The organism is Rossellomorea sp. FS2 (genome assembly GCF_047915635.1).
In the GTDB taxonomy this organism is placed as follows: Bacteria; Bacillota; Bacilli; order Bacillales; family Bacillaceae_B; genus Rossellomorea; species Rossellomorea marisflavi_A.
Window position 1 is genome coordinate 869,132 of sequence record NZ_JBLRVS010000004.1, and the last position, 24,269, is coordinate 893,400.

The window sequence follows — 24,269 nt, forward strand, 5'->3', positions numbered from 1 at the left end:
TCCAAAAGCCATGATCACATCGATCATGGCTTTTTTCTATCATCATAAAACTCCATATGCTTCTTATCTTCACGGTAATAGCTTAACCGATCCTCCAACGTACCTGTATGGAATTCAAACTTATGACCATCGGGATCAGTGAAATAGATCGACTTCTTATCCCTGGAATCCCGCTCCCTTCCCCCAAGGATACACGCCCCGCTTTTTTCCAGCCGATCATACATGGTATCCATATCTTCTTCCTTAACAGAAAAAGCGATGTGTGTATAGGAGTGTTGAATATCCTGCCGCGGGATATCCTTTTCTTCATTCAGTGCCAGCCACATGCCATTTAAGTCAAAGTAGGCTGTCGATCTTCCTTTCACCAAAAGCTCCGCATGAAATACTTCTTGATAAAAAGCAATCGATCGATCCAAATCCGATACAGAAAATAAAAAATGGTTCAATCCTTGAATCGCCATATCCCTACCTCTTTCCCTATTTTTCATTATACTACCATATCTTTTCACCCCATTCGACCTATCCTTATGTTTAGTTCCGGACAATAGAAGGGAATAGTATAGGCATATTCAAAGACTTACGAGGAGGCTCTTCATGAAACAGTATCAGCTATACATTAATGGTGAATTTGTAGATAGTTCTTCAGGTGAAGTTTCAGACGTCATCAACCCTGCCACGGAAGAAGTCATTTCGAAAGTCCCAAAAGGAACCGAAGAAGATGTGGATCAGGCAATCGATGCCGCCCATAAAGCATTCCTATCGTGGGAAAAGGTCCCGTCCACTGAACGTGCATCCTATCTGCACAAGATGGCCGATAAACTGGAAGAACGAAAAGAACAGTTCGTCGAGATGCTGACGGAGGAAAATGGTAAGACTGTCAAAGCGTCCGAAGACGAGATCAATACAGCGATCGACTACTTCCGCTACATGGCAGGATGGGCCCTCCGCTATGAAGGTGAAATCCTCCAAAGTGAGCGTTCGAACGAAAACATCCTCGTATATAAAAAACCGATCGGCGTTGTATCCGGGATCGTCCCTTGGAACTTCCCTATGTTCATTCTTGCAAGGAAGGTGGCACCGGCCATCGTGACCGGCTGTACCATCGTCCTGAAGCCGAGTCAGTATACCCCGAATACAGCCTGTGAATTTGCCAAGATCGTCGATGAAATCGGCCTTCCAAAAGGCGTCTTCAACCTGGTGACCGGTAAAGGATCCGATATCGGTAACCGCATGGCCGGTCATCCACGGGTCGGACTCGTGACGATGACAGGAAGCTACCCTGCCGGCTCAAAAGTCATGGAAGCCGCAGCCAATTCCATTACGAAGGTAAACCTTGAGCTTGGCGGTAAAGCACCGGCCATCGTGACGAAGCACGCCAACATCGACCTTGCCGTAGATCGCATCAAAACCTCGCGGATCACGAACTCCGGACAGGCTTGTACGAATGCAGAGCGTGTCTACGTACACGAAAGTGTGGCGGAAGAGTTCATTTCCAAGATCACCGAAGCTATGAAAAACACAACGGTCGGTGATCCTACAAGCCGTGACAGCGACATCGGACCGCTTGTGAATAAAGACCGGATCGAAGAAGTATCCGAAATGGTCAACAACGCCGTTGAGGCAGGAGCCCGTATCCTTACAGGCGGTAAGGCAATTGAAGGAAAAGGCTTCTACTTCGAACCGACTGTCCTTGTCGACGTGAAACAGGATATGGAGATCATCCAGGAAGAAATCTTCGGCCCTGTGCTTCCGATCATGACCTACAGCGACTTCGATGAAGTAATCGAATTGGCCAACGATACGGAATATGGATTATCCTCTTCGATCTTCAGTGAAAACCTGCACGAAGTCATGAGAGCTGCCAATGAACTTCACTACGGTGAAACATTCGTCAACCGTGAAAACTTCGAAGCCATACATGGGTACCACGCCGGACGCGGTCAGTCTGGACTAGGCGGTGCCGATGGGAAGCACGGACTTCATGACTATTTGGAAACACATGTCATCTACCTTGAGTATGATGAAAACTATAAAGGGTAATGAAAAACAAGGACCGTCTATCATGACGGTCCTTGTTTTCATTCTAAATATATGAACAAAAAAATATCGCACGGGATGCGATATTTTAAGAAATGATGAAAAAGCTGGCCATCATGATGACGAGCAGGATAACCGCTACTCCGGAGGTCATCCATAAGATGTCATTGAAATCCATCTTTGTTTCCAGAAGTCGATCTCTTTTCATACGTGCACCCCATTCCCAACTTGCTTCTCAATCATCCCAATGACTTTGAATCCGGATACGGGTGACTTTTCGTCTTGGCATGTGTTACAGGTGAAAGCCTCTTCCATTGTCGACCTGAATTCGCTTGAACACTGCATACATTGAAGAATATGTAAGTCCATCCGGTCGCCTTCACAGTCAAATTTTATCCGTTCTTTGCCTCTGTTCAAGTAGGTCAACGTTCATCTTCCCCTATCGTTGTAAGTAGTACTCATTTACCCGACTTTTAGGGGATAAAACATATTTTAGAAGAGGTGGAAGAACTATTAAATGGTTCCTTCCTCAGTCTATAAGACTCTTTTGGTGTAGGCGGGATTTCGACTGATTCGTTACAGGGAATCGACATCCTTCTTTAATTGGGGAGTGAAGGAAGGTTTGGATCGTTCCGTTCCGCTGCGGTCACCCGCTTTCCATGGGGCGTGCGGTGAGCCGCTTTTCCCATTGGAGTCGGGTGACCTCCGCTACACTGCACTATGTGCATCGGAGTGGTATCCCACTGGTTCGGCGCAAGATAATTTCCCCATTATGAAAGGATTAAGGGAAGGTGTACTATGTTATGTGAATATGGGGAAGAGAGGAATCCAAACAGGGAATCAACATCCTGTTTTCATATAGGATTGCGGGAAGAATGGGACGTTCCGTTCCGCTGCGGCCACCCGCTTTCCATGGGGCGTGCGGTGAGCCGCTTCGGCAAGCCTGCAGGGTCTCACCCTGCCCGCTTTTCCCATAGGAGTCGGGTGGCCTCCGCTGCACTGCACTTTGTGCGAATTGATGAGCATTGTACTCTATCACCGCTCTAATAGTTTTAAAATACATTCTTCTTCGAACTAGTTTTAAAGAATGAATGATTAGAAGAGTACCGCCTACTCAACTAGCACTTAGTGGACTGGAGCGAAAGGGATTTGACTCCTGCGGAAAAGGGTGATGATCGAGACCCCGCAGGTACGAGGAGGCTCGACTTCCTCCCCGCGGAAAGCAAATCCCTGCAGCGGAAGGGAACGGACCACTCTTCATGAGCATCCCCCCTCACTATGAACGAAACGATGACTTTAAAATTTGAATGACTTTACCTCCTAACCTTTAGAATGGAAATCCATCTCACTTCTAATCAACATCACAGAGTGCACTGAAGCGGAAGGGATTTGACTCCTGCGGAAAAGGAGGATGATCGAGACCCCGCAGGCACGAGGAGGCTCGACTTGCTCCCCGCGGAAAGCAAATCCCTGTAGCGAAAGGGAACGGACCACTCTTCATGAGCATTCCCCCTCACTATCAATGAAAAGATGACTTTAAAATTCGAATGACTTTACCTCCTGATCTATGAAAGAGCAATCCATTGCATTTCTAATCACCATCGCAGAGTGCACTGAAGCGGAAGGGATTTGACTCCTGCGGAAAAGGAGGATGATCGAGACCCCGCAGGCACGAGGAGGCTCGACTTGCTCCCCGCGGAAAGCAAATCCCTGCAGCGGAAGGGAACGGACCCTATCCAAAGACACACCCCTACCAAGAATGCTTATCACCCAAACAAGGAGTCATTCACTTTTTATGGAATTATAAAAGAGGATACATCAACAATCGGCTGAAAAAGATCGATCCCAAAACCAGACCAGAAAGGAAGTGCATACGATTGACTCACGAAAGCAAACTCATCATCTCTCCATTAACCGATGATCTAATAGAAGACATTAACAAAACAAATGACCCCTTCAGAATATACGGCCGAGTCGTCCCCCGCTTACAATCGGGAAAGTGGTCCTACGAAGAAGTTCTTTTTGATGAAGCGACAGAAACACGTTTTCCCGACGACAACCTTGAATGGAGCCATTATATCAACCGGGAGGACAAAACAGTCTTCTTAGCTTATCTGAACAATCGCTGCATAGGGCAGATTCGAGTCGTGAAAGAGTGGAATCGATTCTGTTATATCGAAAACATCGCAACGAAACGAGAGTACCGAGGTAGCGGAGTCGGGAAGGCGCTCTTACATCAAGCAGAGGAGTGGGCACTGGAACGAAGTCTTATTGGCATGTCGCTCGAAGCACAGGATGATAATCTCGATGCATGCAGATTTTACATAAAACAAGGGTTCAAACTGGGCGGTGTTGACACCCTGAAGCAGTCCTATAACCCACATATCGAAGCCACTTTATACTGGTATAAATTATTCTAAGGGCATAAGCAGACATCCATCACGTAACCGGCTGTTTTTTCATGCCTCACTCATAAAGTAGAAAACCACCCCGGGCCTCATAACCGGGGTGGTTCTTCATTTATCCATGATGACGTTTGACAGGGCAACGAAATCTTCGAAAGAACGGCATTTCAACAGTTCCTTATACCGCTTGCTTTCGGTGAATTCGATGAAGAGATCATAGATTTTGGTTGCTTCTTCGTAGTTTTTATTCCCCATGGCGATGAGGAATACGACACCTACTTCATGCCCGTCATTCCATTCGACCGGGTGATCCAGGATGGCGATGTTGATGATGGTTTCCTTGGCAATCAGTCCGAGGGGATGCGGTATGGCGATCCCTTTTCCGATTGCAGTGGAACCGAGGGACTCCCGTTCAAGAACCGATGCATGGAAGTCCGGATCCACGAAGTCTTCCGCTTCCAACTGCTCACTCATGCTTTTAAGCAGGCTCTCCTTGTCCACCTTACCTTCTATGTGGCGGAATAGAAGCGGCCTGAAATAGGTCGTGAGCATGGTGGATTTCAGGATCGACTCATTCATGATGGCTTCTATCTGCTTCGATTCATCCTCTGTCAGGAAAGGACTGACAATCGCCACGGGCTTGTTCTTTTTGGACAATTTGACTGTCGAGATGACGATGTCTTCACTGATGCTTTCCCGATGTTCATATTCATAAAGGGAAATGAGATCCGTGATCACCAGGTCCCTGAAGGTGGCACGCAGCTTCGTCTCCAGGAGACGGGCGGTGCCGAGCCCTGTCCCGCAGACGATGAGTGCCACTTTTTTTCGGTCTGACTCGAGGAAATACTTCCGCTCAAGGGCTGCCCCGATATGAAGGACGAGGTAACCGAGCTCATCATCGTTCACCGTGCTCGGGAACCGGTCCTGCACTTCCTTCACTGCTCCAAGGGTGACCTCATAGGCAACGGGATAATTGATTTTGATATGGTCCAGGAGGGGGTTCTTCATATTCATATTGAATCGGATCCGGTAGAACATGGCCTTCAGGTGAGAAATGAGATCTGATTTCAACTGGGTATCGGAGCGGAGATCATAATGATGCCGCTTATAGATGTACTCGAGCATATCGAGGACGAGCTCATGCTGCTCATCTGCCATGTAGTCCCCATCCTTCACCTTTGGTCGCACCTTGCTCATGATCTGAAGAAGGAAGTAAATCTTCTCCGCATCCGAGAATTCGAGGGAGAATGTTTCCTCAAGGTCGCTCACGATGGTTTCTGCCAATTGCTGATAGTCGACCGGCGCTTCAAATGTGGCGAAAACCGAAATGGGGTGCTCTGCACGGATGCGTTCGATGGAAATGGCTGTATGGATGATGAGATTTTCCAAAGCGATATCCGGCAGATTCAACGAGTGCTGTCTAAACTGAGCCGTCAGAATGGTGGAGATCTTCTCTAACTCCTTCATGTCAAAAAAGCGATGAAGGGCGCTTGTCCGACCGATTTCGGAGGAACCTTGCGATAGATTTTTCGCAAGGCAGAATCGGATGTTCTTTTCTTCCCCGTCCACTCTTACCCCGTGGCCCGGTTTTGAAGACAGTTCCAGATGATACCCTGTCAGGATCCTGCGAACATTTTTCATATCGTTGTTCAGCGTGGCCCTGCTGATGAACATCTGATCGGCCAGGTCTTCGAGCTTCGTGTATCCTTTTGATAGCAGGAGGGATTTCAATACGTATTGAACCCGGTAATCCGGGTCGTCCTGGACCACATGCTGGCGGTTGAATTGCTCACATAAACCCTCAAACGCTTCTTTTTCCCATACCAGGAGGTGGTACCCTTTCTGTCGTTCAAGGGCAATCTCGGCTCCATAGGATGCTAGACTATCATTGAGCTTTTTTATATCGGTTCTGATGGTGCGCGTGGAGACATCAAAATGGGATGCCATCTCATCAGGCAGCCATCCATCCCTCTCCAGGAACGATTGAAAGATTCCGGCAAGGCGTTTATTCAAGAATAAGTTCAATTGCATCTCCTCTTTTCGACTGCCACCCAACGAGAACAATCATAGGGGGAACACCCCTATGATTGCATTTATTTTATAACGTAGGTTTGTAGCTGACAGTGTGACAAGTCCTTGATGTTTTCCATAGCTGTTGTTTCGTTCAGGGCCACTGCTTCCAACGTGTGATCCTTTATATCAACCCTGGAACTTAAAGTCTCGTACGGATTGAAGCATCGCAGGATGTAAGCATCCGACCGTTCTGCTTTTTTGATGGCACTCACTGCAGCTGTGTGGTCAGGACTGACTTCAAACAGGCTGTATTCCTTTTCAAACTGCGCTTCTTCATCGCGATTCGAGAAGATCAAGCGCCCATTAAGGAAGTCTGCCAGTTGATACACCGTAAGCGGCGACAGGTACTCCTTCGCTGTCCTGACAAGCTCTGCATCATCGAAGCCGCCTGTATTCATCTGGTATGCAAAGGTGAACTTCAGCTCACCGATCATTTGTGCATCCGGAGTCTCGATGATTTTCTCCCCAGAAGCACGACCAGGTCTGTATAGAAGATCCTCTTTACCCATATATCCGAACGTGCGGAACAGGGTGAGGGCAATCGTGTCGAAGTGCTCCCCGATGATTTCATACTCACGGACTCCTTCTGTGAAGACCGTGAATCCATGACCCTCATCATGCACGTTCACGAAACTTTGCATCGGTTCGATGGAAATCGGCTTTTCCTGCCACTCTTCTTCTTCCCACACATCCAGTTCCGGAAGGGCAACTGGTCTCTTGATTATACCAAAAGGCTGATCTGCGTAGGAGAACTTGGACGCAATATCCGTTGCGAACACTACGCGAAGGCGGTGACTGAGTGCCTGGTTATCCAAGTCTACGTTAAAGTGGATGAGCGGATCTCCTGAACGAAGTACTACCGTTACAGACAGAGGCATATCCACAGAGCATTTCCCATCGGCCCGTTCTTCCAGGTCACGTGGTACTTCCATCAACAGATTGATGTTCATGATTTCCTCTACGGCATTCCTTCCCACGTCCACCGTTCCATCCGACCCGACAGAGCTGATGATCAGATCTTTGCGCGGCGGTGAGTAGTTGTATGAATCCCCATCGTCCCCGTTTTCTTCAAAGATCATTTGATTCTTATAGACGCTTCCTGTCGGCTTATGCGTAATGGTCAGGGTGCAATCATCTTCAAATTGGATGCGGTAGTGGTCATTTTCAATGCTATCGACTTTTTCATTCGGTTGATCTCCAAGTTCGTTTTCTTTCAGATCAAAATAGAACTGAGAATATCCGAGGGACGGGATGTCATTGACTTTGACAACCAGTTTGGCTGCATATACCTTCTCGGGCAGATAGACTTTCTTGCTTGGATTGAGATAGATATGCTGATTGAGCACATAATCGGTCAACTCGGTTTTTTCTTTGATGGTGAAGGGCAACTGTTCACCGTTGACATCACGGATCGTGAATTCCTTCTCCGGGAGATAGGCGTCGAATTCCACATATCCCTTCCGTACATAAGGCAGTGCATTGAATACTGTGAAGGAGAAGGTCTCTTCCTGATTGATCTTCTGAGCGATCATACGCATATGCAGCTCAAGGAAATTGTCCCCGAGATCCCGCGCCTGCTTATACCGGAAGAAGACATCCTGATTGGTCGTATCGCTGTTGCAACCGCCGATGCTATCATGAGCGGCATTCTCGAACATGAGCTTCCAGATCTCTGCTACGGTCTCATGAGGATAGTCGTGTCCGAGGGAATGGCTGATTGTGAGGACAGGCTCCAATGTATTCGTGATGAAGTTCTCGATCTGGTTGTTCAATTGCTTGAGGTCCGCCCTCGTCGAGAAGATGGTCTTATGGATCCGGCTGTGTTTCCCTTCTGTCAGCTCCCCTTCCAATACCGGCAGGGAAGTGGCTGCTTCTTTGATCTCCTGAAGGAAGCGCTCTGGCTCGTTCAAGACATACTCACGTTCCTCATCGACCTCGTTGAATCGGTTGATAAGCTCAGGCAGATTTTTGCGGATCGGAGCCTGGTCAAAGCCATTCGGGAAATAAACATGCTCTGTAGACGCTTTTGCTTCGAGCTTCCCGACTTGTTCATTGAGATATGGAAGGATATCGTCCTCACCTTCAGGGATATTTCCTCCGTAGTAGTAACCGAATGGAATCTGAACGGCAAAGACTTCACTGCCATCCGACCCCTTCCAGGTGAACTCCGTCTGCTTCAAGCGATTATCGGCAACCCCTCTCCAGAAGAGGAATGTATCGATGCCGAACTGCTTGTAGATCTGAGGCATTTGAGCCGCCTGCCCGAATGCGTCGGGCACATAGCCGACCGCCATGGAGTGACCGAATGATTCTGCAATGCTTTGTCCGTAGTAAAGGTTCCGGACGATGGATTCACCCGAAATGACCAGCTGGTCGGTCTGTGTATACCAAGGTCCTGTCATGATGCGCTTAGCCGCGATCAACGCTTCCAGTCGCCCCCTGTCTTCTGGATACCATTTCAAGTAGTCATCTAGGAGTGATGCCTGCGCATCCAGCAGGTAGTACTTAAAATCCTCGTTGTTTTCAAGCGTTTCAAGGACTTCCTTCACCTGCTTCGCAAGATAGATTTTCGACCGTGATGTTGTGAAATACCATTCGCGATCCCAGTGTGTATGGGGAATGACGTGTACTTTTGTTTTTGCTTTCAACATGATGACCTCCTGAGGAGAAGAGATTCCTCTTCCTTTATGAGTGATCTTGGAAAATAGCCGTGTCACGGATTTCTCCGTGACAGGCGATTGATTTATTCTAAGACGAGCTCGATCTCGTCCTCTTCTGTTGGTTTTGCCGTTTTGGATGTTTTCACTTCTTCTTCGTCATTGAAGTTACCTAGGAGTACCGCACCGATGGCGATGATGAGGGCTCCACTGATTCCTCCGATCAAGTATGCGAACGGATTCCCGATGGAGATGGCTCCGTATAGTCCACCGATCGGTGGCATCTTGTCATAGGCACCAAGCAGGATCGTGATCGCTGCACCGGCGGCACATCCAATCATATTGAGCGGGATCATCTTCAGCGGATTACGGAGGGTGAACGGGATCGCCCCTTCCGTGATGCCGATCATCCCCATGATCCATGCACCATTCCCTGCTTCACGGAATGTTGCGTTGAACTTGCTTCTGCGGATGACGGTCGCAATCGCATAGCCGAGCGGCGGGATGCAGATCGCGATATTGATCATGATGTTCGGTAGATAGATACCGGAAGCCAATAAGGCGTTACCGGCCATCCAGGCTGCCTTATTGACCGGTCCACCAAGATCGAATCCGATCATGGCCCCTAGGATGACGGCCAGAAGGACTTTATTCGTTCCGCTCTGGGTCATGCTATTGATCCAATCAATCAGTCCCTGATTCAATGCGCCCAGAGGTCCACCCAATACCAGGGCCATGAGGATCCCCGTCAGGCCGACGGTGATGAGCGGAAGGATGATCAACGGTACGGTGCTTGCCGCTGCTCCCTTGATCTGAACTTTGTTCTTGATGAGGATCGTGAGGTAACCGGCAAAGAATCCGGCGATCACGGCTCCAAGGAACCCTGCATTCGTACTGATGGCCAGGCTTCCACCGACAAATCCTGCGGCAAGTGCCGGCTTCCCGCCGATCGAATAGGCGATGTAAGCAGCAAGGATCACATTGAGGAGTCCGATTGCCGTCCAGCCGACTCCCTGGAAGAGGTACACATAATGCAGGAAGCCTGATGCGTCTGCATAATCATCGAGGTTGCTCACCCCGAATCCGAATCCGATCATTTTCGCGATGGCGACCACCAGCGATCCGCCGATGATGATCGGTAGGGCGAACGATATACCTGTCATCAAATGCTGTTTTGCTTCCGATAACCACTTTTTCATCTTAAGTCCCCCTTTAGCCCCTATGCGTTTGCTTTTTGAACGGCTTCTACCGCTTTTTGAAGTACAAGCTCGGCTTTGCTGACTGCCTGACCAATTTTCACCCGCACGATGCGTTTACCTTCGAAGCGTTCCATATCTTCAATCGCCTTATCAGCCGCGATGATGACGAAATCTGCTTCAGATGCTTCCAAAGGGGTGATTTCATTTACTTTCCCCAAGGCCCCCTGCTGCTCGATCTTCACATCATACCCAAGCTTCACTCCTGCTTTCTCCAACGCTTTCGCTGCCATCGGTGTATGGGCCAATCCTGCGATACATGATGTTACGCCTACAATTTTCATAGTGGTCACGCTCCTATTTGATTAGTAAAGTACTGATAAAATTCTTCTGCCGTCTCAAGGCTCTCGAGCTTCTCCTTGAATTCATCCTCTAATAGATTGGTTGCCAGGGAAGCGATGACTTTCAAATGGAGATTCTCCAGATTGCTGCTCGGCATGAGGATCCCGAAGACGTACTTTACGTCCTTTCCGTCCAAGGAGTTCCAGTCTACTTCATTCTTCAAACGGATGAAGCAAATCCTTGCCTCCATGACGGCGTCGCTCTTTGTGTGAGGCAGGGCGACGGATTCAGCTAGTCCTGTTGAATATTCCTTCTCCCGTTGCCAGAGGTCCCTGACCAATGCTTCTTTGTTGTCTGTTATGTTGAATTTAACCGATACATCCCCGATGAAGTTCATGACATCATCCTTCGTGTCGAATTCCTTCTCCAGGAAGATCAGCTCCGGTGATAGTAGCAATTGTGTCACCCCTTATATTGTTGTGATTTGCTTATGAATCAATCATAATGAAATCGCTATCATAGATGAATATAAAGAATTTCCAAAACAATCGGAAAAAGTGTACACGTAAGATCAGACACACTATTTCCATACAAATTTACCTATATATGTTTAAAACGATTCCCCTCCGTTTAAATACATACCATACACAGCTTAAAGGAGGAGTACCATGAGTTTCCCTAAACTGATTAAGAAGTTGGAGAATCTGCACCTGCACGCCCCCGATAAGATGCTGACCGTATATTTGAATACCGACCGGAGCGACCCCGATCAGCAGGGCGGAGAATGGAAAATCGCCTTGAAGAACGGGTTCAACAGGCTCGAGGAATACCTGGAAAGCGCCCCCGAGGAACAGGAGCGATTGAAGGATCTGCGTCCAAAAGTCGAAGAGTATGTGTACAGTATGGAGCGTGAACTTCCGCGGAGCTTCATTTTTTTCGCCTCCCGGGACAGCGGCATCTGGGAAGCCATCGAGCTTCAGGTCCCGGTGGAAACCAACTTCTATTGGGAAGAAGACCCTATGCTTGACGACCTGAAGGAACTGCAACGGGCCTACCCCCATACCGGTCTCATCCTCATTCAGCAGAATCAGGTCAAGATCTTGACGTCTGCTTTCGGCAACCTTTTGTCAAACGAATCCATGGAGTTCGATCTCGACACCGATGACTGGCGGAAATACGAAGGTCCCCACCATGCAGACGCCAGCATGGGAAGCTCCAAGTCGAACCAGAAAGAAGAGTTCGAAAACCGGGTCAAGGCGAACCAGCAGCGCTGGTGGAAGAGTCTCGCCAGCATGCTGGATAAAAAAGCAGCCGATGAAAAGTGGGACCGCATCGTCCTCGTAGGCAATAAAGAAGAAGCGGCCGTATTGGAGGAAAACATGAACAAGGAAGTGCATGATACGATCGGAAAGAATCTCCTCAATGAAAATGAACACAAAGTAATTGAAAAAATCCTAGCGTAGAACGGAAAGATCCCGCCGGAAACCGGCGGGATCTTTCATTCTTTCATGCACATCCGCCCATTCCATTCATACACTGAAAACAGGAGGTGTGCGCCTATGCTATCACGAATTAAATGGTTATCTTTCTCAATCGAGCTTTTCTTGGCCGTGCCGATTTTCGGAAATCTTGCCGGTGAAGCCATCCCGTATCTTCTCTGTCTCATTTCCTTGTGGCACCTGGGAGTATTCTTCATTTCCCGCTCGGAAGACCAGCCCGTTCTTGGAAGTGTACTTGGAATCATCGCTTCCTTCCTTAATTTCTTCCCTGTCATCCGGCTTATCGCCCATGCCATCACTGCGATTGTCCTCATTTTTGAAATCCAAAAGGCTCCTGGTATGGAGTGATCAGTTCAAAAAAAACGGAGAATAATGGTTTCATTATTCTCCTCCAAAGTAAACCTACATAATGGAGAGACCGGAACCCTCCACTCGATGTTTCACCCCTGGCTATTCAGAGCGCACAATAAAAAAGCCCTATGCAGTGAAACCGCATAGAGCCCCCTTCTATAATTCATATTCCCACTCATCGCGAAGCTTCAGATAAAGGATCAGCAGCGTATTCTCAAGCTGCTCATACGTCTTCTGCTCCTTGCTCAATTCCAGCTTCGGAAACAAAACGGTGGCAATCTTCTTCGTCAGCTCATTCCGCTTCGCCAGCGGCAAATTGGTGAAACGCTCCGCATATCCTTTCAACAAGGTCCAGTCCCTCTCACCAAGCTGTTTCATATTCCATTCCTCGATCTTTAGATCTTCACTCTTGAGATTCCTTCGTTGAATCTCCTTATCCAGCCTGCTCATCCGCTTACTTTTTGCCCTTCGTTCATGAACCACGATCGTTCCCGCAACAAGGTCGCCAAGACGTTTATGCTTCGGATGGGCATACACCATGATCATCCCCAATACATAGTAAGCAGGCAGTTGATCGATGATCCTCATCAAGTTCCTGATAACTGAAGAAAGAAGCGTGATACGATGGCCATTTTCCTGCATCACATGGATGCCGAGTACTTTCTTCCCGATCGTCTTCCCATTCCAGAAATACTCAAGGCCTGCAAAGTATCCCCAGTTAAGGATGAACAGCACAATCACGACTCCCAAGATCAGATAAGGCGATACCGATCCAAGACCTAAATACATATCGAATCCCCACATACCTAAGACCGTGACGAGCAGGATCAATAAAGCTGCAACGGTTATGATTGCCTGATCAATGATGAGGGCCGCTGCCCTGCTTCCGAGTCCTGCCGGTTCAAATCTCAATGAAACGTATTCGGGGGTTTTGACTTCGACTTTTTCTTCCATCATGGAAATAACCTCCTTTCGATTGAATTTCATGCGAAACAGTTTCTATTTTTTCCTAAAATTACTATAATAAGAGGTATCATTAACGACAGGAAGGTGTGCTCATGAACGTCAAACAGTTCGTTAAACAGCATCGGGAGGACTGGAAGCGCCTCGAAGAGATGGTGACGATCCTCCAGAAAAAGAAAAATACCTCAGGGGATGCAATCCGGCGCTTCAATAAGCTCTATCAAAAGGCGGCCCAGAATCTCTCTTACAGCCAGACCTACTATCCAAAAGAAGATGTCACTCAATACTTGAACGGCCTTGTTTCCAAATCTCATAATCTCTTATACAATGACCAGCTGTCCAGTGGAAAACAGGTACGACGATTCTTCTCCACTACTTTTATCGGCCTTCTCCTCGAACAGTGGAAAGCCGTCGTCATCGCCATGATCCTGTTTTTCCTGGGAGCAGCAGGGGCTTTCATTGCCGTCATCGGCGACCCCCTTGCGGCCTATTCGATCCTGCCCGACAACATGGCCCAATCCGTCGATCCTTCCTCAACCGGTGAAATCGATGGAAATGTCGACTCACCGACCATGTCTGGAGCCATCATGACGAATAACATCCAGGTTGCCTTCCTCGCATTCGTAGGCGGCATCACATTCGGTCTATTGACAACCTACGTGCTCATCATGAACGGCATCCTCCTTGGAGCCCTCGCTGCCGTGTTCACCAATGCCGGACATACCTATGAATTCTGGGCATATATCGTCCCTCATGGAATGATCGAGCTGACAGCGATTTTCATTGCCGGTGGAGCCGGGCTTCTCATGGGGTATAAACTCTTTGTCCCCGGCACACTTTCGAGGGGATATCACCTCAAGGTGCAGGCCAAACGATCCGTTCAGCTCGTTCTCGGAACGATTCCGCTGTTCGTCATCGCCGGCCTCATCGAGGGATTCATCACGCCGGCAGCGATACCGCTGTCCATGAAGTATGGAGTGGCACTGGTGACCGTTCTGGGACTCATCCTTTATGTCGCCATCGGGAAGCTCCTTTTGGGAAGGAACAGATTACAAGAGTCCTCTGTTTAACACATCGATATAATGGGAAACGGCCGTTGAAGCCAGTTTCTCCTCACGGGCCTCCAGCATATGGAGGCCTTGTTTTTCCCATTTCATCTTTTCTTTCCTCTTCTCCATGATCTGTTGCTGCGCCATGCTTTTGATCATGGCCGCTTTCACACCGACTGGCTCATCCTTACTTCTTTCCATAACCGTCTCATCTTCCACTCCGATTGTCAGGAATAGATGCTGCCTCCTCAAACGTTGGAAATGAAAGAGGAGACTATCTTCATTCAAGAATGTATGCACATCACTGAATAAAAGAAGGAGACTGCGTTTTCGTTGCACCGACTGGATATGCTGGAACACAAGGGCATAATTTGATTCCGCTGCATCCACTTGAAGCGAGTAAATCTGTTCAAGGATCGTCTGCATATGGGCCATGCCTTTAGCCGGTGGCACATACACCTTGATTTCCCTGCTGAAGGCAATGACGGAAACATAGTCACCGTTCTTCAATGCAGCCGCCGCAACGGTCATGGCTGCTTCAAGTGATTTTTCAAGGCGATTTCCCTTTTTCAGTTCTGCCCCCATCATCCGGCCGCAATCGATCAGGATGGTGATATATTTCCCGTGTTCCGGCTCATACTCGTTGGTCATGACTTCTTGGAGCTTGGCGGTCTGACGCCAGTTGATCATACGTGGGTCATCACCCGTGACATATGTCCGGATCTTAGCAAACTCTCCTGATCCGCTCTTTTGTTTCCTGATCTTCTGTCCTTCATACATAAGGTACTGCTGGGCGTCTTCAAGAACCTTCCTCGTCTCGGTAAGATCCGGAATGACCCTGACAGCATCGTCCGTTTCAAATGTTTTCTGCTTTGCCCATAGCCCCAATCGGCTCCTGTAGCGAAGATAGATACGACTAAGATTGTAATCCCCCCGGACAGGTGCGACCATGCTATAGCCTCCGCTTAAACTGCTCGAAGCCGGGATCTTGCCCTTCAGAGGGAAGCGGGCTTCAAATACTTGCGGGAGCCCGTCCTTCAGTTCTATGAGCATCTCATGATGGGAAGCGTTATGGATGTGAAGGTCCACTTTATATTCGAGGCCACGTTCCACCTGATTCTCAATCTGTCTCGACATCCCCACCTCTTTTTTCTTGGGTGATAGGAGAAGATCGCACAGGCTGAGCGCGATCAAAAGTCCATCGATCATGAAAACAAGGGGCCACGGCAGACCGAACCCCCCTGCTATGACCAGGAGGATCGAAGCGATCCCGAGTACCATGAGGAGTTTTCCTGTCGGCAGGATCCCCTTATCTTGGAACAGTAACCGACCCAACAAGTTCCTGGATGATTTGGTCAACGGTCAATCCCTCCAATTCTACATGCGGGGATAGCTGGATCCTATGCCTTAGAGCTGGTTTCGCCACGATCTTAACGTCATCCGGGGTCACGTAGTCCCTCTCCTGAAGGTATGCCCATGCCCGTGCAGCCCGCGCAATGGAAATGGCGGCACGTGTACTTGCTCCGAAGCGGATTGATTCCGTCTCACGGGTACGCCGGACGATCTGCATGATGTAATCCAACACGGCGTCGTTGATGGTCACCCCTTCAATTTCATTCCTGATGGAGAGGAAGGTGGCAAGGTCCATGACCGGAGCATCCGACTCTGTTCGAATCCCCGCAATCACCTGTGCCAGTACCTGCTTCTCTTCTGCAAACGAAGGGAAATCGACATCAAGCTTGAAGAGGAAGCGATCCTGCTGGGCTTCCGGAAGTGGGTACGTCCCTTCGAACTCCAAAGGATTCTGTGTTGCTACGACGAAGAATACTTCTTCGAGGGTATACGTCTTCCCCTGGATGGTGACCTGTTTCTCTTCCATCGCTTCCAACAGGGCCGCCTGAGTCTTTGCAGGTGTCCGGTTGATTTCATCCGCCAATAGGATGTTGGTGAAGATCGGTCCCTTCAGTGTTTGGAAGGAGCTTTCTTTCATATTGTAGATGGTGCTCCCCGTAATATCGCTCGGGAGAAGGTCAGGGGTGAATTGGATCCTGTTGAATCCACCGCCGATCAATCTTGCCAGCGTCTTCACCATCTGCGTCTTCCCTGTACCCGGCACACCCTCCACGAGGACATGTCCCCCTGCCAGTACAGCAGAAAGCAATAATCTCAGGTTCGTAGATTGACCGATGATTCTCTCTTCATATTTATTCAATAGTACGCTTATTTCTTGATTCACAGATCCTCCACCTCTTTCCTCAATTCTTCAATCGCTTGTGACCATTTTACGTATTCTACTTGATCCAACCGTGTTTTCTGCAGGACGACCGGTAGCCCTTCTGTGATCGCCATGATCTTCTTATCGGGGAGAAGCTTGACCCTTCTCTTCAGGGAATCCTGTATATCCGGCCATTCCTTTGATGTCGGGATGCCCCAGCGGTCTTGAAGGGATTGCCTTACAAAGTCCGCCTGTATGTGGAGGGATTCCTTATAAAGCTTCCTCCTTATGTACCAGGAGCCCAGTGCCCGTATCCGTTCATCGCTGAACCTGACCGTTTCTTCCCTGACCGTTTCGATGGCTCCAAAGCGCTTCCCTTTCAGCCAGAGCCAGAGGATGGTCAAGATGATGAGCTGCAACAAAAAGATGAGCATCCACTGCGGATACACCAATACATCCCGTAATCCTGAAGTGCCGTAGTGATAGTACTCATCAAACAGGATGACTTCTTTATCATCGGCATCCGCTTCTTTCAGGAGGGACAAGAAGACGGGGAGATGTTCCTGCTTCAGAATATTGTTGTTGATGAACCACTGAGGATTTGTTGAGACGATGAGCTGGCCGGTACCGAACTCACGCTTCGTCGCAATGGCTCCTTCCCGATCGCTCAGAATTACTTTGTCGTCTTCCGGTATGATCCTTACATTCGAGAGCTCACCTGTTCTGAAGAGTCTCTCTCCCAGACTGACGTTGTTCGTAAACATGTCGGTATAGTCCGTTTCTATCCCGAATAATCCATCCGGGTCCTCTTTTATGAGCAGGATGGTATTTCCTCTTTCCATGAAATCCTCATACCCCCGGATTTCCTCCTGGGTGGGGACAGAAAAAGGTTCGATCATGATCAGCAGCTGATCCGACCCATCCGGAAGACCATCAGAAGGCAACTCCCACCGCGACACTTCCGGCGCTTCCTGCCCAAGGTACGTATATAGCGCTTTTGTTCCTGTCGGGGAGGGTGATTCGGAAAGGAACGGCTTATAGTCCTTGGGCTTATCTCCTGATAGGAGGACGCCCGCCGTCAGGAATAGTGCGATGGCGACGGCAAATCCGATCCATCCTTTAAGATTTGACAATCGTTTCAATGCTCTTTCCTCCCTCCCTTTTAGCTCTCATGTGCCTTGTCTTTAATGAGCTCGAGCGCCTCATCACGGAATGAGGCGTATTCTGTGGCATCCACTTCACGTTCCCCGTATGCCACTTGATCAAAGACGATCGCCAGCTTATAAAAGCGATCAGCCCATTCCTTATTGATCTTTCTCAGTTCATCATAATAATCCCAGTTCGTCTTCCATACCATGGCCTTCAGCCATTCCTTTTCATGGAAATAGAGCAGGAGGGCGAGGAACATATGACGCGTTGCCTGAGAATGATTGCCTGAGGCGGCAAGTGATTCTGCTTCTTTCATATGCCTTTTGTATGACCATTCCAATTCATTCATGGACTGGAGCGGCTTACGCTCATTCAACTTCCTTCTCTTCACCTTCCTGCTTACAAGCACTATGACGATGACTACAAGCGCAATGATGAGACAGGCGATGATTCCGATCAAAATGATGGAGGATGCCCTTGCTGTCGGCTCCACAGCTGGAAATATGGCTTCGATTGCCTTGGCAATCGCCTCAAGTGCTTTATTCCATAGTTCACTGAAGAAACCCGGATCCTGCTGATAGGCCTGATATTCCGGATCATCCAGGATGTCTTCCAACTGATCACGTGCTTTCCCTTCATTCAACAATCCGTTCCTCACCTACTTCCTATCATACTTCCAATCAGACCGTTTCATATTCATCGATTAATTGATCAAGGTCATCTCCATCATTGCGGATTTTCAAGTCGAAATAGATGATGGCATACCCGACTGAAATGACCATCGTTGTGAATAGGGTAACAAGGTTAACAAGCAGCTGATACACCACGCTGTTTCCTAGGAAAAGCCCCAGCGTCAGCTCGAGTGCAGCCGTAATAATCCCTATGATTAACGCATAGATCAAAAACAACCCCACTATGGTCCAGGACCGTCTTTTCGTCAGGTGCCAGCTTCGTCCAAGCCCAGGCGCACTGCCCTTTTCCATTGCGGAAACGGCTACACCGAATCCCCAACGGACCATAAAGTACAATACCCCGACGAAGAGGGCGGTGAACAATACGATGCTCATCAGGATTCCTATAATCGGATGGACAAGCGAGCCGAATGTGACTAGGAATGCGACAACGACCATAGGAATAATCGTCATTCCACCCGCGATGACAGCAATGAGCAGGGAGCTTCCTAGAAGGGGGCCGTACCGTGAAAAACTTTCCTTGAGAATCTGCTTATAGGTGAAGCTCTCCCCCTTCCGGATATGATCAACGGCAAAGATGATTGCTCCCTGGGCAGCCGGATAGATCAAAAACGAGATAAAAGTAATTAAACTGACGAGGAGCGAGCCGATTACATTGGCTGTGGTTACCATTTCCTCCTCCGCTGCAAGATCATTCGCCCAACTTTCCAGTCCTCCTGTGAAGATATCCGTACCTACCGACGCTTCTTTTAAGAAGCTCGTTCCCGTCAATAGGCCAATGAGCGCCTGCAGTAGGAAAAACGGACCGACCAGCGTCAGGAATACGAGGAAAAACGTTTTAAAATGCTGTTTACTCAGGCGGAACGTTTGATCCAGGATTTGTCCGAACCCCTTTGGCTTATTTAAAGAACCATTCATTTCTTTCACTCCTAATCTTTCTTTTTTTGACAATATACCGCCTATTTTATCATTTCCTGCCTGCCTTTTGACGAAATATGGCTAATTTCCTCCGTTTATACTAATATTACCATCTACCCTTCTCAGATATATAGTTTCAACCCGGCGGAAATGCAAAAAAATGTGAACCAACTAAAAAAAGACGTTTCCGACAGAATCTTCTCCTGGTCGGAAACGTCTTTTCCCCGTGGCTAACGGGCCAGATCGTGTTTGAATGCATAGATGACTGCCTGTGTCCGGTCCTGTACATCAAGCTTCGAAAGGATATTGCTGACATGGGTCTTGACCGTCTTCAACGCGATGAAGAGCTCGTCGGCAATCTCTTGATTCGTCTTGCCCTGAGTCATCAAGAGCAGGATCTCAAGCTCCCTGTTCGTCAGCTCCTCATGGGGATGAATGACGGTCTTCTGCCTCATCCTGGTCATCATCTTCCCCGTCACTTCCGGCTCGAGGATCGATTGACCGGCATAGGTCTTCCTGACGGCTTCGGCAATTTCATTCGCCTTGGATGTTTTCAGCATGTAGCTGACTGCGCCCGCTTCAAGCGCCGGATACACTTTGTCATCATCGAGGAAGCTCGTGACGATGATGATCTTCGCTTCCGGCCACTGGGAGACGATGTCTTTTGTTGCTTCGATACCGTCCTTCCCTTTCATGACGAGATCCATCAAGATGATGTCCGGTCGCAGCTCCAACGCCATCCGGACCCCTTCACTGCCGTCGGATGCTTCCCCGACGACTTCGATATCAGGCTGCGCTGACAGATAGGCGGATACACCGATCCTCACCATTTCATGGTCATCGACAAATACTACCTTAATCATGGCTGTCCCCTTCCTTCTCCACAACAGGCACCTTGACTTCCAGGCTCGTGCCTTTACCCGGTACACTGATGATTTTGACCGTACCCCCGATTTCCAGGGCGCGTTCTTTCATATTCTGAAGTCCATAGGAGCTTGTCACCTTGGACTCGTTCACATCAAACCCCTGACCATCATCCACGACCCTCAAGATGATCATGGATTCACGGATGATCAATCGTACATCAAGGCTCGCCGCCTTTGCATGGCGCAGGGTGTTGGATACGGATTCCTGCAAGATCCGGAAAAGATGGTCCTCCACTCCTTTATCAAGATCCATCTCCTCCACCTTCCACCGGATATCAAGGGGCATCTTCTGGGCCAGCTCCACAAGGAGTTCTTCCATTCCCTGCTGAAGGGTCTTCCCTCTCAGGGCAACGGGACGAAGATGGAGAAGAAGCGCCCGCATCTCAAGCTGGGATTGTTGGATCGTCCTTTCCACCATATCAAGCTGCTTCTGTTCCCCGGGAGAACGGGATTCAGAAGGGGTCTCCGCTATGGCAGACATAAGCATGGAGGCTGCAAACAGCTGCTGGCTCACAGAGTCATGAAGTTCCCTCGCCAGCCGATTCCGCTCCTCCGATACGATTTCCTGGACACGTTTCTCCGACTCTTCCGCCTTTTGTGTGGCAAGCTTCTGCGAGGTCCTTGCCTGTTCGGAAAGCTGAGTCCTTAAATCATCGGCTTTCCTCAGTACATGGTAGAGCTCTCCTCCGTCATCCTGAATCTGTACAGGTTTCCCCTGTTTGGCGAGAAGGAGCGCCTCTTCGATTTCCCTGAACTGCCGCTTCTGCCCCAAGCCCGTTTTAACACCGAAAGCCACGCCGATGATCAGGCAAACGAACAAGATGAACCCCAACCCGGGAATGTCCATGATCTCCACTTCCAGGAGCAGAGACCAATCAGATAGGGGAAAAAGATAAAAATAGCCTGCCGTGACAAGGATGAAGAGTCCCAGCGACAACAGAATACTGCGTATGACCTGCTTTCCTACGCTGCTCATGTCCGTTTCACCTCGAGATCCCCCACCCACATGGATATGACTACCTTCACTTTTTGCGGGGCTTCCTCGTAGCCTGGTGTTTGATAATACAGGGACTCATTGAAAACCCGGGGTTCCTGATGCTCGAATACTTCGATTGCCCCTGCCAGGACGGAGTGATGGATGCTCACTTCCACATCATAAGGAACCAGGATTTCAATATTCCCCAAGATGTTCCTTACCGTCACAACCGACGTCCCTTTCGGCAGGTACGTATTCCCGAGATCGATGACCGTATCACCGATTATCCCTTGAACATTGATATCCTCCCACTCATAGACCCCCTCAGGTGTCTTTTTGCGACCGAACCATTCGTTTTGGATCGCAGCCCGTTTTAGCACGACGGGAGCCGTCAAAGGCGGGGCTCCCTCCTTAAATGACGGCTGCACCGTCTTAGGAGATTTTTTCGAGTCGGCATAACGGAAGATCACGTAGAGCAATAAGGCAAACAGCGAGAACTTGAAGGCCACCGTGTTGAAAATGTTGACCACGAGGACGATGATCCCGAACCACATGAGCATCCTGCCCGATTTACTCGGAAGCTTCTTCCTTCCAAGATAAATGCAGAATGCTGCGATGCAAAGGAAGATGAGAACACCTCCATCAAAAAAAGACACCTCAAGGAGCAGTAGTAATGTCCCGATCAAGATGATCCAGCTGATGCCGTCAGTTCTAAGTCGATTGATCAAAGCATTCCCTCCTCCCCTTGTCTATCAATCGGAAAGGGGGTGACCCACATCGGGCAACCCCTTTTTCACTATGATTAGAATACCATGTTTTATGAAGCTGTTTCTTCTTTTTTCGTTTCTTTTTCCAATTGTGCGATCTTGGCATCAATGGTCGAGCGATAGTATGAGTTTTGGACTCCGTGCTCCAACCGGTCAAGATACTGCTCGATTTCATCAAACTTGGAGAAACGCCCATCTGTGTAGCCTGCGGACGGATCCAGTACGGTATTGACCTTGCTGTGGGCACGAGCGATGTTCTCCCTGCCCATGAGTTCCATCCGTTTGATGTACATATCTTTCAGCTTGTGCTTCATCTCTTCATATTTCCGCTCCAGATCCTGCAAATCCTTTTCAGCCTGAGCTGCAGATTCAGCGATCCTAAGCGCCCTTTCTTCATAGAACGCCTGCTCCTGAACGGCAAACTGATGAAGCTCGGTTTCTCCTGCATTCCCTGCCACCTCTGCCTGATGCTTACGCTTTTCAGCAAGGGATAGAGCATGATGATGCTCTTTCTTGAACTCTTCCTTCAGCGTGTACTGGCGCTCCATCAGCTTCTGGACTTTTTCTACTTCTTGCTCACACTGCCTCAAGTATTGATTCAGCACAGCGATCGGATTCTTCTGTTCCTTTTTGTCGATGACTTCGTGGATATCGGACATGACGGTATGTTTGATTCGTTGAAATAGGTTTCCCATTGTTTTTCTCTCCTTTAAGATCAGTTTTTATTCAATTTGGACCATTCGCGTTCAAAGTTCGTGAACGGATCGGCGGATTCTTCTTTCACCGTTTCTTCCTTGTTCCAGTTCTTATAAATCACATAGAGGACGTACAGGGCAACCAAGCCGATGATGGCCGGGAAGTTCGAGACGGTCGAGCTGAAAGCTGCGAGACCAATCAGTGCCCAAACGATCTTGGCGAACGTCGAGTCTGTTTTCAGGAATTGCTTGATGCTCACGTACATGAGGGCACCCGATATAAGAAGGACCGCGATCGGACCCAGATTCACAAGGAGCACGATGGCCGAGATCCCCCCTGCCACAATCAAACCGAATTTCTTCATCATTGTTTCCTCCTTTCTTCTTCATGTCTTTATCCTACCTGCTACGCTCTTTTTTCATAACGAGCTACAGCCAGATTTCACACTAGGACCTGAGACGTAGCGCTACTCGGACCTGCTGGCTGGCGGGGTGTTCCTTTGCTATAAAATCTGTGTTCCACGGGGAACATGTCGAGCCTACTGATGCCAGCAGAATTTTTGATCATCCTAGTCCTAGTTAGAATTAATGGCTTCGTAGTCCTAAGTGAAGCCTATGATGGGAAGGTAGTCCGTTCCTTTGCGCTGCAGGGATTTGCTTTCCGCGGGGAGTATGTCGAGCCTCCTCGTGCCTGCGGGGTCTCGATCATCCCCCTTTTCCGCAGGAGTCAAATCCCTTCCGCTCCAATCCACTCAGTGCCATTGGACTCGGGGAGGTAATCGTTTGTTAATAAGGATAGAAAGTCATGCTAAAAATAAAACAGGATGGGGATGTCCTGGTTCTCCTGCGCACAAAGTACAACGAACGGAAAAAGCTCGCCTTCAGCACGTAATCATTGCAAAAAACAGGATGGCGATTCCTTGCATCAAATCAGCCCGTTCATCTCCTTCGCACAGAGTGCAGTGTAGCGAAGGCCTCCCGACTCCTATGGGAGAAGCGGGCAAGGGGAGACCTTGCAGGCGCAGCCGAAGCGGCTCATCGCACGCCCCATGGAAAGCGGGTGGTCGCAGCGGAACAGAACGATCTAATCTCCTCCACACACTCATAAAAAAAACAGGATGGCGATTCCCTGTTCCGAACCAGCACATCCCCCCCTCCACTCAGAGTGAAGTGCAGCGGAGGCCTCCCGACTCTTATGGGAATAGCGGGCAGGGTGAGACCCTGCAGGCGCAGCCGAAGCAGCTCACCGCACGACCCATGGAAAGCGGGAGGCCGAAGCGGAACGAAACGGTATCGTCTCCACCAATCTCATTACAAGATCAGGATGGCGATATCATATTTCCAATCAGCACATTCCCT

Annotated in this window: 24 protein-coding genes; 6 read left to right on the forward strand and 18 right to left on the reverse strand. The window is 49.0% G+C overall.

The window, feature by feature from the left end; genetic code table 11:
• Window positions 1–23: 23 nt before the first annotated feature.
• Complete coding sequence (fosB, locus tag ACNA6I_RS15555; protein WP_048006786.1) at window positions 24–461, reverse strand: metallothiol transferase FosB; 438 nt, start codon at window positions 459–461, stop codon at window positions 24–26.
• Window positions 462–594: 133 nt separating this feature from the next.
• Here fosB and aldA point away from each other — a divergent pair, with 133 nt between their 5' ends.
• Complete coding sequence (gene aldA / locus ACNA6I_RS15560; protein ID WP_048006785.1) at window positions 595–2,040, forward strand: aldehyde dehydrogenase; 1,446 nt, start codon at window positions 595–597, stop codon at window positions 2,038–2,040.
• An 837-nt stretch (window positions 2,041–2,877) separates the two neighbouring features.
• On the opposite strand, the gene ACNA6I_RS15565 is transcribed toward aldA, so the two are convergent.
• Window positions 2,878–3,063: a hypothetical protein gene (locus ACNA6I_RS15565; protein WP_148797147.1), complete on the reverse strand. Its 186-nt coding sequence runs from the start codon at window positions 3,061–3,063 to the stop codon at window positions 2,878–2,880.
• An 851-nt stretch (window positions 3,064–3,914) separates the two neighbouring features.
• Between ACNA6I_RS15565 and ACNA6I_RS15570 the strand changes: the two genes are divergently transcribed.
• Window positions 3,915–4,457 carry a GNAT family N-acetyltransferase gene (locus tag ACNA6I_RS15570; protein WP_048006782.1) on the forward strand — a complete coding sequence of 181 codons (543 nt, stop codon included), beginning with the start codon at window positions 3,915–3,917 and terminating at the stop codon, window positions 4,455–4,457.
• A gap of 96 nt (window positions 4,458–4,553) precedes the next feature.
• On the opposite strand, the gene ACNA6I_RS15575 is transcribed toward ACNA6I_RS15570, so the two are convergent.
• From ACNA6I_RS15575 to ACNA6I_RS15595, 5 genes are all read right to left on the reverse strand, one after another.
• Window positions 4,554–6,455 carry a BglG family transcription antiterminator gene (locus tag ACNA6I_RS15575; protein ID WP_197089413.1) on the reverse strand — a complete coding sequence of 634 codons (1,902 nt, stop codon included), beginning with the start codon at window positions 6,453–6,455 and terminating at the stop codon, window positions 4,554–4,556.
• A gap of 80 nt (window positions 6,456–6,535) precedes the next feature.
• The gene (mngB, locus tag ACNA6I_RS15580; RefSeq protein ID WP_148797156.1) at window positions 6,536–9,166 is read right to left on the reverse strand and encodes a mannosylglycerate hydrolase; all 2,631 of its coding nucleotides are present in this window, start codon (window positions 9,164–9,166) and stop codon (window positions 6,536–6,538) included.
• A 92-nt stretch (window positions 9,167–9,258) separates the two neighbouring features.
• Window positions 9,259–10,371, reverse strand: coding sequence for a PTS fructose transporter subunit IIC (locus ACNA6I_RS15585; RefSeq protein WP_048006780.1), 1,113 nt, complete (start codon window positions 10,369–10,371; stop codon window positions 9,259–9,261).
• A gap of 20 nt (window positions 10,372–10,391) precedes the next feature.
• A complete protein-coding gene (locus ACNA6I_RS15590) occupies window positions 10,392–10,712 on the reverse strand; it encodes a PTS fructose transporter subunit IIB (RefSeq protein ID WP_048006779.1) in 321 nt (106 codons plus the stop codon).
• 5 nt (window positions 10,713–10,717) lie between these two features.
• A complete protein-coding gene (locus ACNA6I_RS15595; RefSeq protein ID WP_048006778.1) occupies window positions 10,718–11,167 on the reverse strand; it encodes a PTS sugar transporter subunit IIA in 450 nt (149 codons plus the stop codon).
• Between the two features lie 211 nt (window positions 11,168–11,378).
• Between ACNA6I_RS15595 and ACNA6I_RS15600 the strand changes: the two genes are divergently transcribed.
• Both ACNA6I_RS15600 and ACNA6I_RS15605 read left to right on the forward strand, forming a co-directional pair.
• A complete protein-coding gene (locus tag ACNA6I_RS15600; protein WP_048006777.1) occupies window positions 11,379–12,173 on the forward strand; it encodes a VLRF1 family aeRF1-type release factor in 795 nt (264 codons plus the stop codon).
• Window positions 12,174–12,269: 96 nt separating this feature from the next.
• On the forward strand, window positions 12,270–12,557 hold the full coding sequence (locus ACNA6I_RS15605; RefSeq protein ID WP_048006776.1) for a hypothetical protein: 288 nt from the start codon (window positions 12,270–12,272) through the stop codon (window positions 12,555–12,557).
• Between the two features lie 159 nt (window positions 12,558–12,716).
• Here the strand turns inward: ACNA6I_RS15605 and ACNA6I_RS15610 are convergent, their stop codons facing one another.
• Window positions 12,717–13,517, reverse strand: coding sequence for an RDD family protein (locus ACNA6I_RS15610; RefSeq protein WP_048006775.1), 801 nt, complete (start codon window positions 13,515–13,517; stop codon window positions 12,717–12,719).
• Window positions 13,518–13,618: 101 nt separating this feature from the next.
• Between ACNA6I_RS15610 and ACNA6I_RS15615 the strand changes: the two genes are divergently transcribed.
• Window positions 13,619–14,593, forward strand: a complete 975-nt coding sequence (locus ACNA6I_RS15615; protein ID WP_048006774.1) for a stage II sporulation protein M — start codon at window positions 13,619–13,621, stop codon at window positions 14,591–14,593.
• On the opposite strand, the gene ACNA6I_RS15620 is transcribed toward ACNA6I_RS15615, so the two are convergent.
• From ACNA6I_RS15620 to ACNA6I_RS15665, 10 genes are all read right to left on the reverse strand, one after another.
• Window positions 14,573–15,931 (reverse strand): DUF58 domain-containing protein, encoded by a 1,359-nt coding sequence (locus ACNA6I_RS15620; protein WP_231578697.1) that lies wholly within the window; start codon window positions 15,929–15,931, stop codon window positions 14,573–14,575. The two genes, ACNA6I_RS15615 and ACNA6I_RS15620, sit on opposite strands and share 21 nt — an antisense overlap.
• Window positions 15,882–16,808 carry an AAA family ATPase gene (locus tag ACNA6I_RS15625; RefSeq protein ID WP_048006773.1) on the reverse strand — a complete coding sequence of 309 codons (927 nt, stop codon included), beginning with the start codon at window positions 16,806–16,808 and terminating at the stop codon, window positions 15,882–15,884. Before ACNA6I_RS15625 ends, ACNA6I_RS15620 begins: the two co-directional genes overlap by 50 nt.
• The gene (locus ACNA6I_RS15630; protein ID WP_416313740.1) at window positions 16,805–17,929 is read right to left on the reverse strand and encodes a DUF4350 domain-containing protein; all 1,125 of its coding nucleotides are present in this window, start codon (window positions 17,927–17,929) and stop codon (window positions 16,805–16,807) included. The genes ACNA6I_RS15625 and ACNA6I_RS15630 overlap by 4 nt, the downstream gene beginning before the upstream one ends.
• 20 nt (window positions 17,930–17,949) lie before the next feature.
• A complete protein-coding gene (locus ACNA6I_RS15635; protein WP_187427188.1) occupies window positions 17,950–18,579 on the reverse strand; it encodes a DUF4129 domain-containing protein in 630 nt (209 codons plus the stop codon).
• Between the two features lie 37 nt (window positions 18,580–18,616).
• Window positions 18,617–19,546, reverse strand: a complete 930-nt coding sequence (locus ACNA6I_RS15640) for a hypothetical protein (RefSeq protein ID WP_048006771.1) — start codon at window positions 19,544–19,546, stop codon at window positions 18,617–18,619.
• A 230-nt stretch (window positions 19,547–19,776) separates the two neighbouring features.
• Entirely contained in the window at window positions 19,777–20,409 is a 633-nt protein-coding gene (locus tag ACNA6I_RS15645) for a response regulator transcription factor (protein ID WP_048006770.1), read from the reverse strand.
• On the reverse strand, window positions 20,402–21,448 hold the full coding sequence (locus ACNA6I_RS15650) for a sensor histidine kinase (RefSeq protein ID WP_048006769.1): 1,047 nt from the start codon (window positions 21,446–21,448) through the stop codon (window positions 20,402–20,404). Before ACNA6I_RS15650 ends, ACNA6I_RS15645 begins: the two co-directional genes overlap by 8 nt.
• The gene (gene liaF, locus ACNA6I_RS15655; RefSeq protein WP_048006768.1) at window positions 21,445–22,176 is read right to left on the reverse strand and encodes a cell wall-active antibiotics response protein LiaF; all 732 of its coding nucleotides are present in this window, start codon (window positions 22,174–22,176) and stop codon (window positions 21,445–21,447) included. Before liaF ends, ACNA6I_RS15650 begins: the two co-directional genes overlap by 4 nt.
• An 89-nt stretch (window positions 22,177–22,265) precedes the next feature.
• On the reverse strand, window positions 22,266–22,910 hold the full coding sequence (locus tag ACNA6I_RS15660) for a PspA/IM30 family protein (protein ID WP_048006767.1): 645 nt from the start codon (window positions 22,908–22,910) through the stop codon (window positions 22,266–22,268).
• Window positions 22,911–22,930: 20 nt separating this feature from the next.
• Complete coding sequence (locus ACNA6I_RS15665; protein WP_311284953.1) at window positions 22,931–23,278, reverse strand: flagellar basal body rod protein; 348 nt, start codon at window positions 23,276–23,278, stop codon at window positions 22,931–22,933.
• A 527-nt stretch (window positions 23,279–23,805) separates the two neighbouring features.
• Between ACNA6I_RS15665 and ACNA6I_RS15670 the strand changes: the two genes are divergently transcribed.
• Complete coding sequence (locus tag ACNA6I_RS15670) at window positions 23,806–24,018, forward strand: hypothetical protein (RefSeq protein WP_148797159.1); 213 nt, start codon at window positions 23,806–23,808, stop codon at window positions 24,016–24,018.
• Window positions 24,019–24,269 lie beyond the last annotated feature (251 nt).

Coding starts and splice junctions, on each gene's coding strand:
- fosB (WP_048006786.1), bottom strand. CDS start 461: ATGGCGATTCAAGGATTGAACCATTTTTTATTTTCTGTATCGGATTTG.
- mngB (WP_148797156.1), bottom strand. CDS start 9,166: ATGTTGAAAGCAAAAACAAAAGTACACGTCATTCCCCATACACACTGG.
- ACNA6I_RS15590 (WP_048006779.1), bottom strand. CDS start 10,712: ATGAAAATTGTAGGCGTAACATCATGTATCGCAGGATTGGCCCATACA.
- ACNA6I_RS15605 (WP_048006776.1), top strand. CDS start 12,270: ATGCTATCACGAATTAAATGGTTATCTTTCTCAATCGAGCTTTTCTTG.
- ACNA6I_RS15565 (WP_148797147.1), bottom strand. CDS start 3,063: ATGCTCATCAATTCGCACAAAGTGCAGTGCAGCGGAGGCCACCCGACT.
- aldA (WP_048006785.1), top strand. CDS start 595: ATGAAACAGTATCAGCTATACATTAATGGTGAATTTGTAGATAGTTCT.
- ACNA6I_RS15615 (WP_048006774.1), top strand. CDS start 13,619: ATGAACGTCAAACAGTTCGTTAAACAGCATCGGGAGGACTGGAAGCGC.
- ACNA6I_RS15650 (WP_048006769.1), bottom strand. CDS start 21,448: ATGAGCAGCGTAGGAAAGCAGGTCATACGCAGTATTCTGTTGTCGCTG.
- ACNA6I_RS15660 (WP_048006767.1), bottom strand. CDS start 22,910: ATGGGAAACCTATTTCAACGAATCAAACATACCGTCATGTCCGATATC.
- ACNA6I_RS15610 (WP_048006775.1), bottom strand. CDS start 13,517: ATGATGGAAGAAAAAGTCGAAGTCAAAACCCCCGAATACGTTTCATTG.
- ACNA6I_RS15600 (WP_048006777.1), top strand. CDS start 11,379: ATGAGTTTCCCTAAACTGATTAAGAAGTTGGAGAATCTGCACCTGCAC.
- ACNA6I_RS15665 (WP_311284953.1), bottom strand. CDS start 23,278: ATGATGAAGAAATTCGGTTTGATTGTGGCAGGGGGGATCTCGGCCATC.
- ACNA6I_RS15585 (WP_048006780.1), bottom strand. CDS start 10,371: ATGAAAAAGTGGTTATCGGAAGCAAAACAGCATTTGATGACAGGTATA.
- ACNA6I_RS15640 (WP_048006771.1), bottom strand. CDS start 19,546: ATGAATGGTTCTTTAAATAAGCCAAAGGGGTTCGGACAAATCCTGGAT.
- ACNA6I_RS15645 (WP_048006770.1), bottom strand. CDS start 20,409: ATGATTAAGGTAGTATTTGTCGATGACCATGAAATGGTGAGGATCGGT.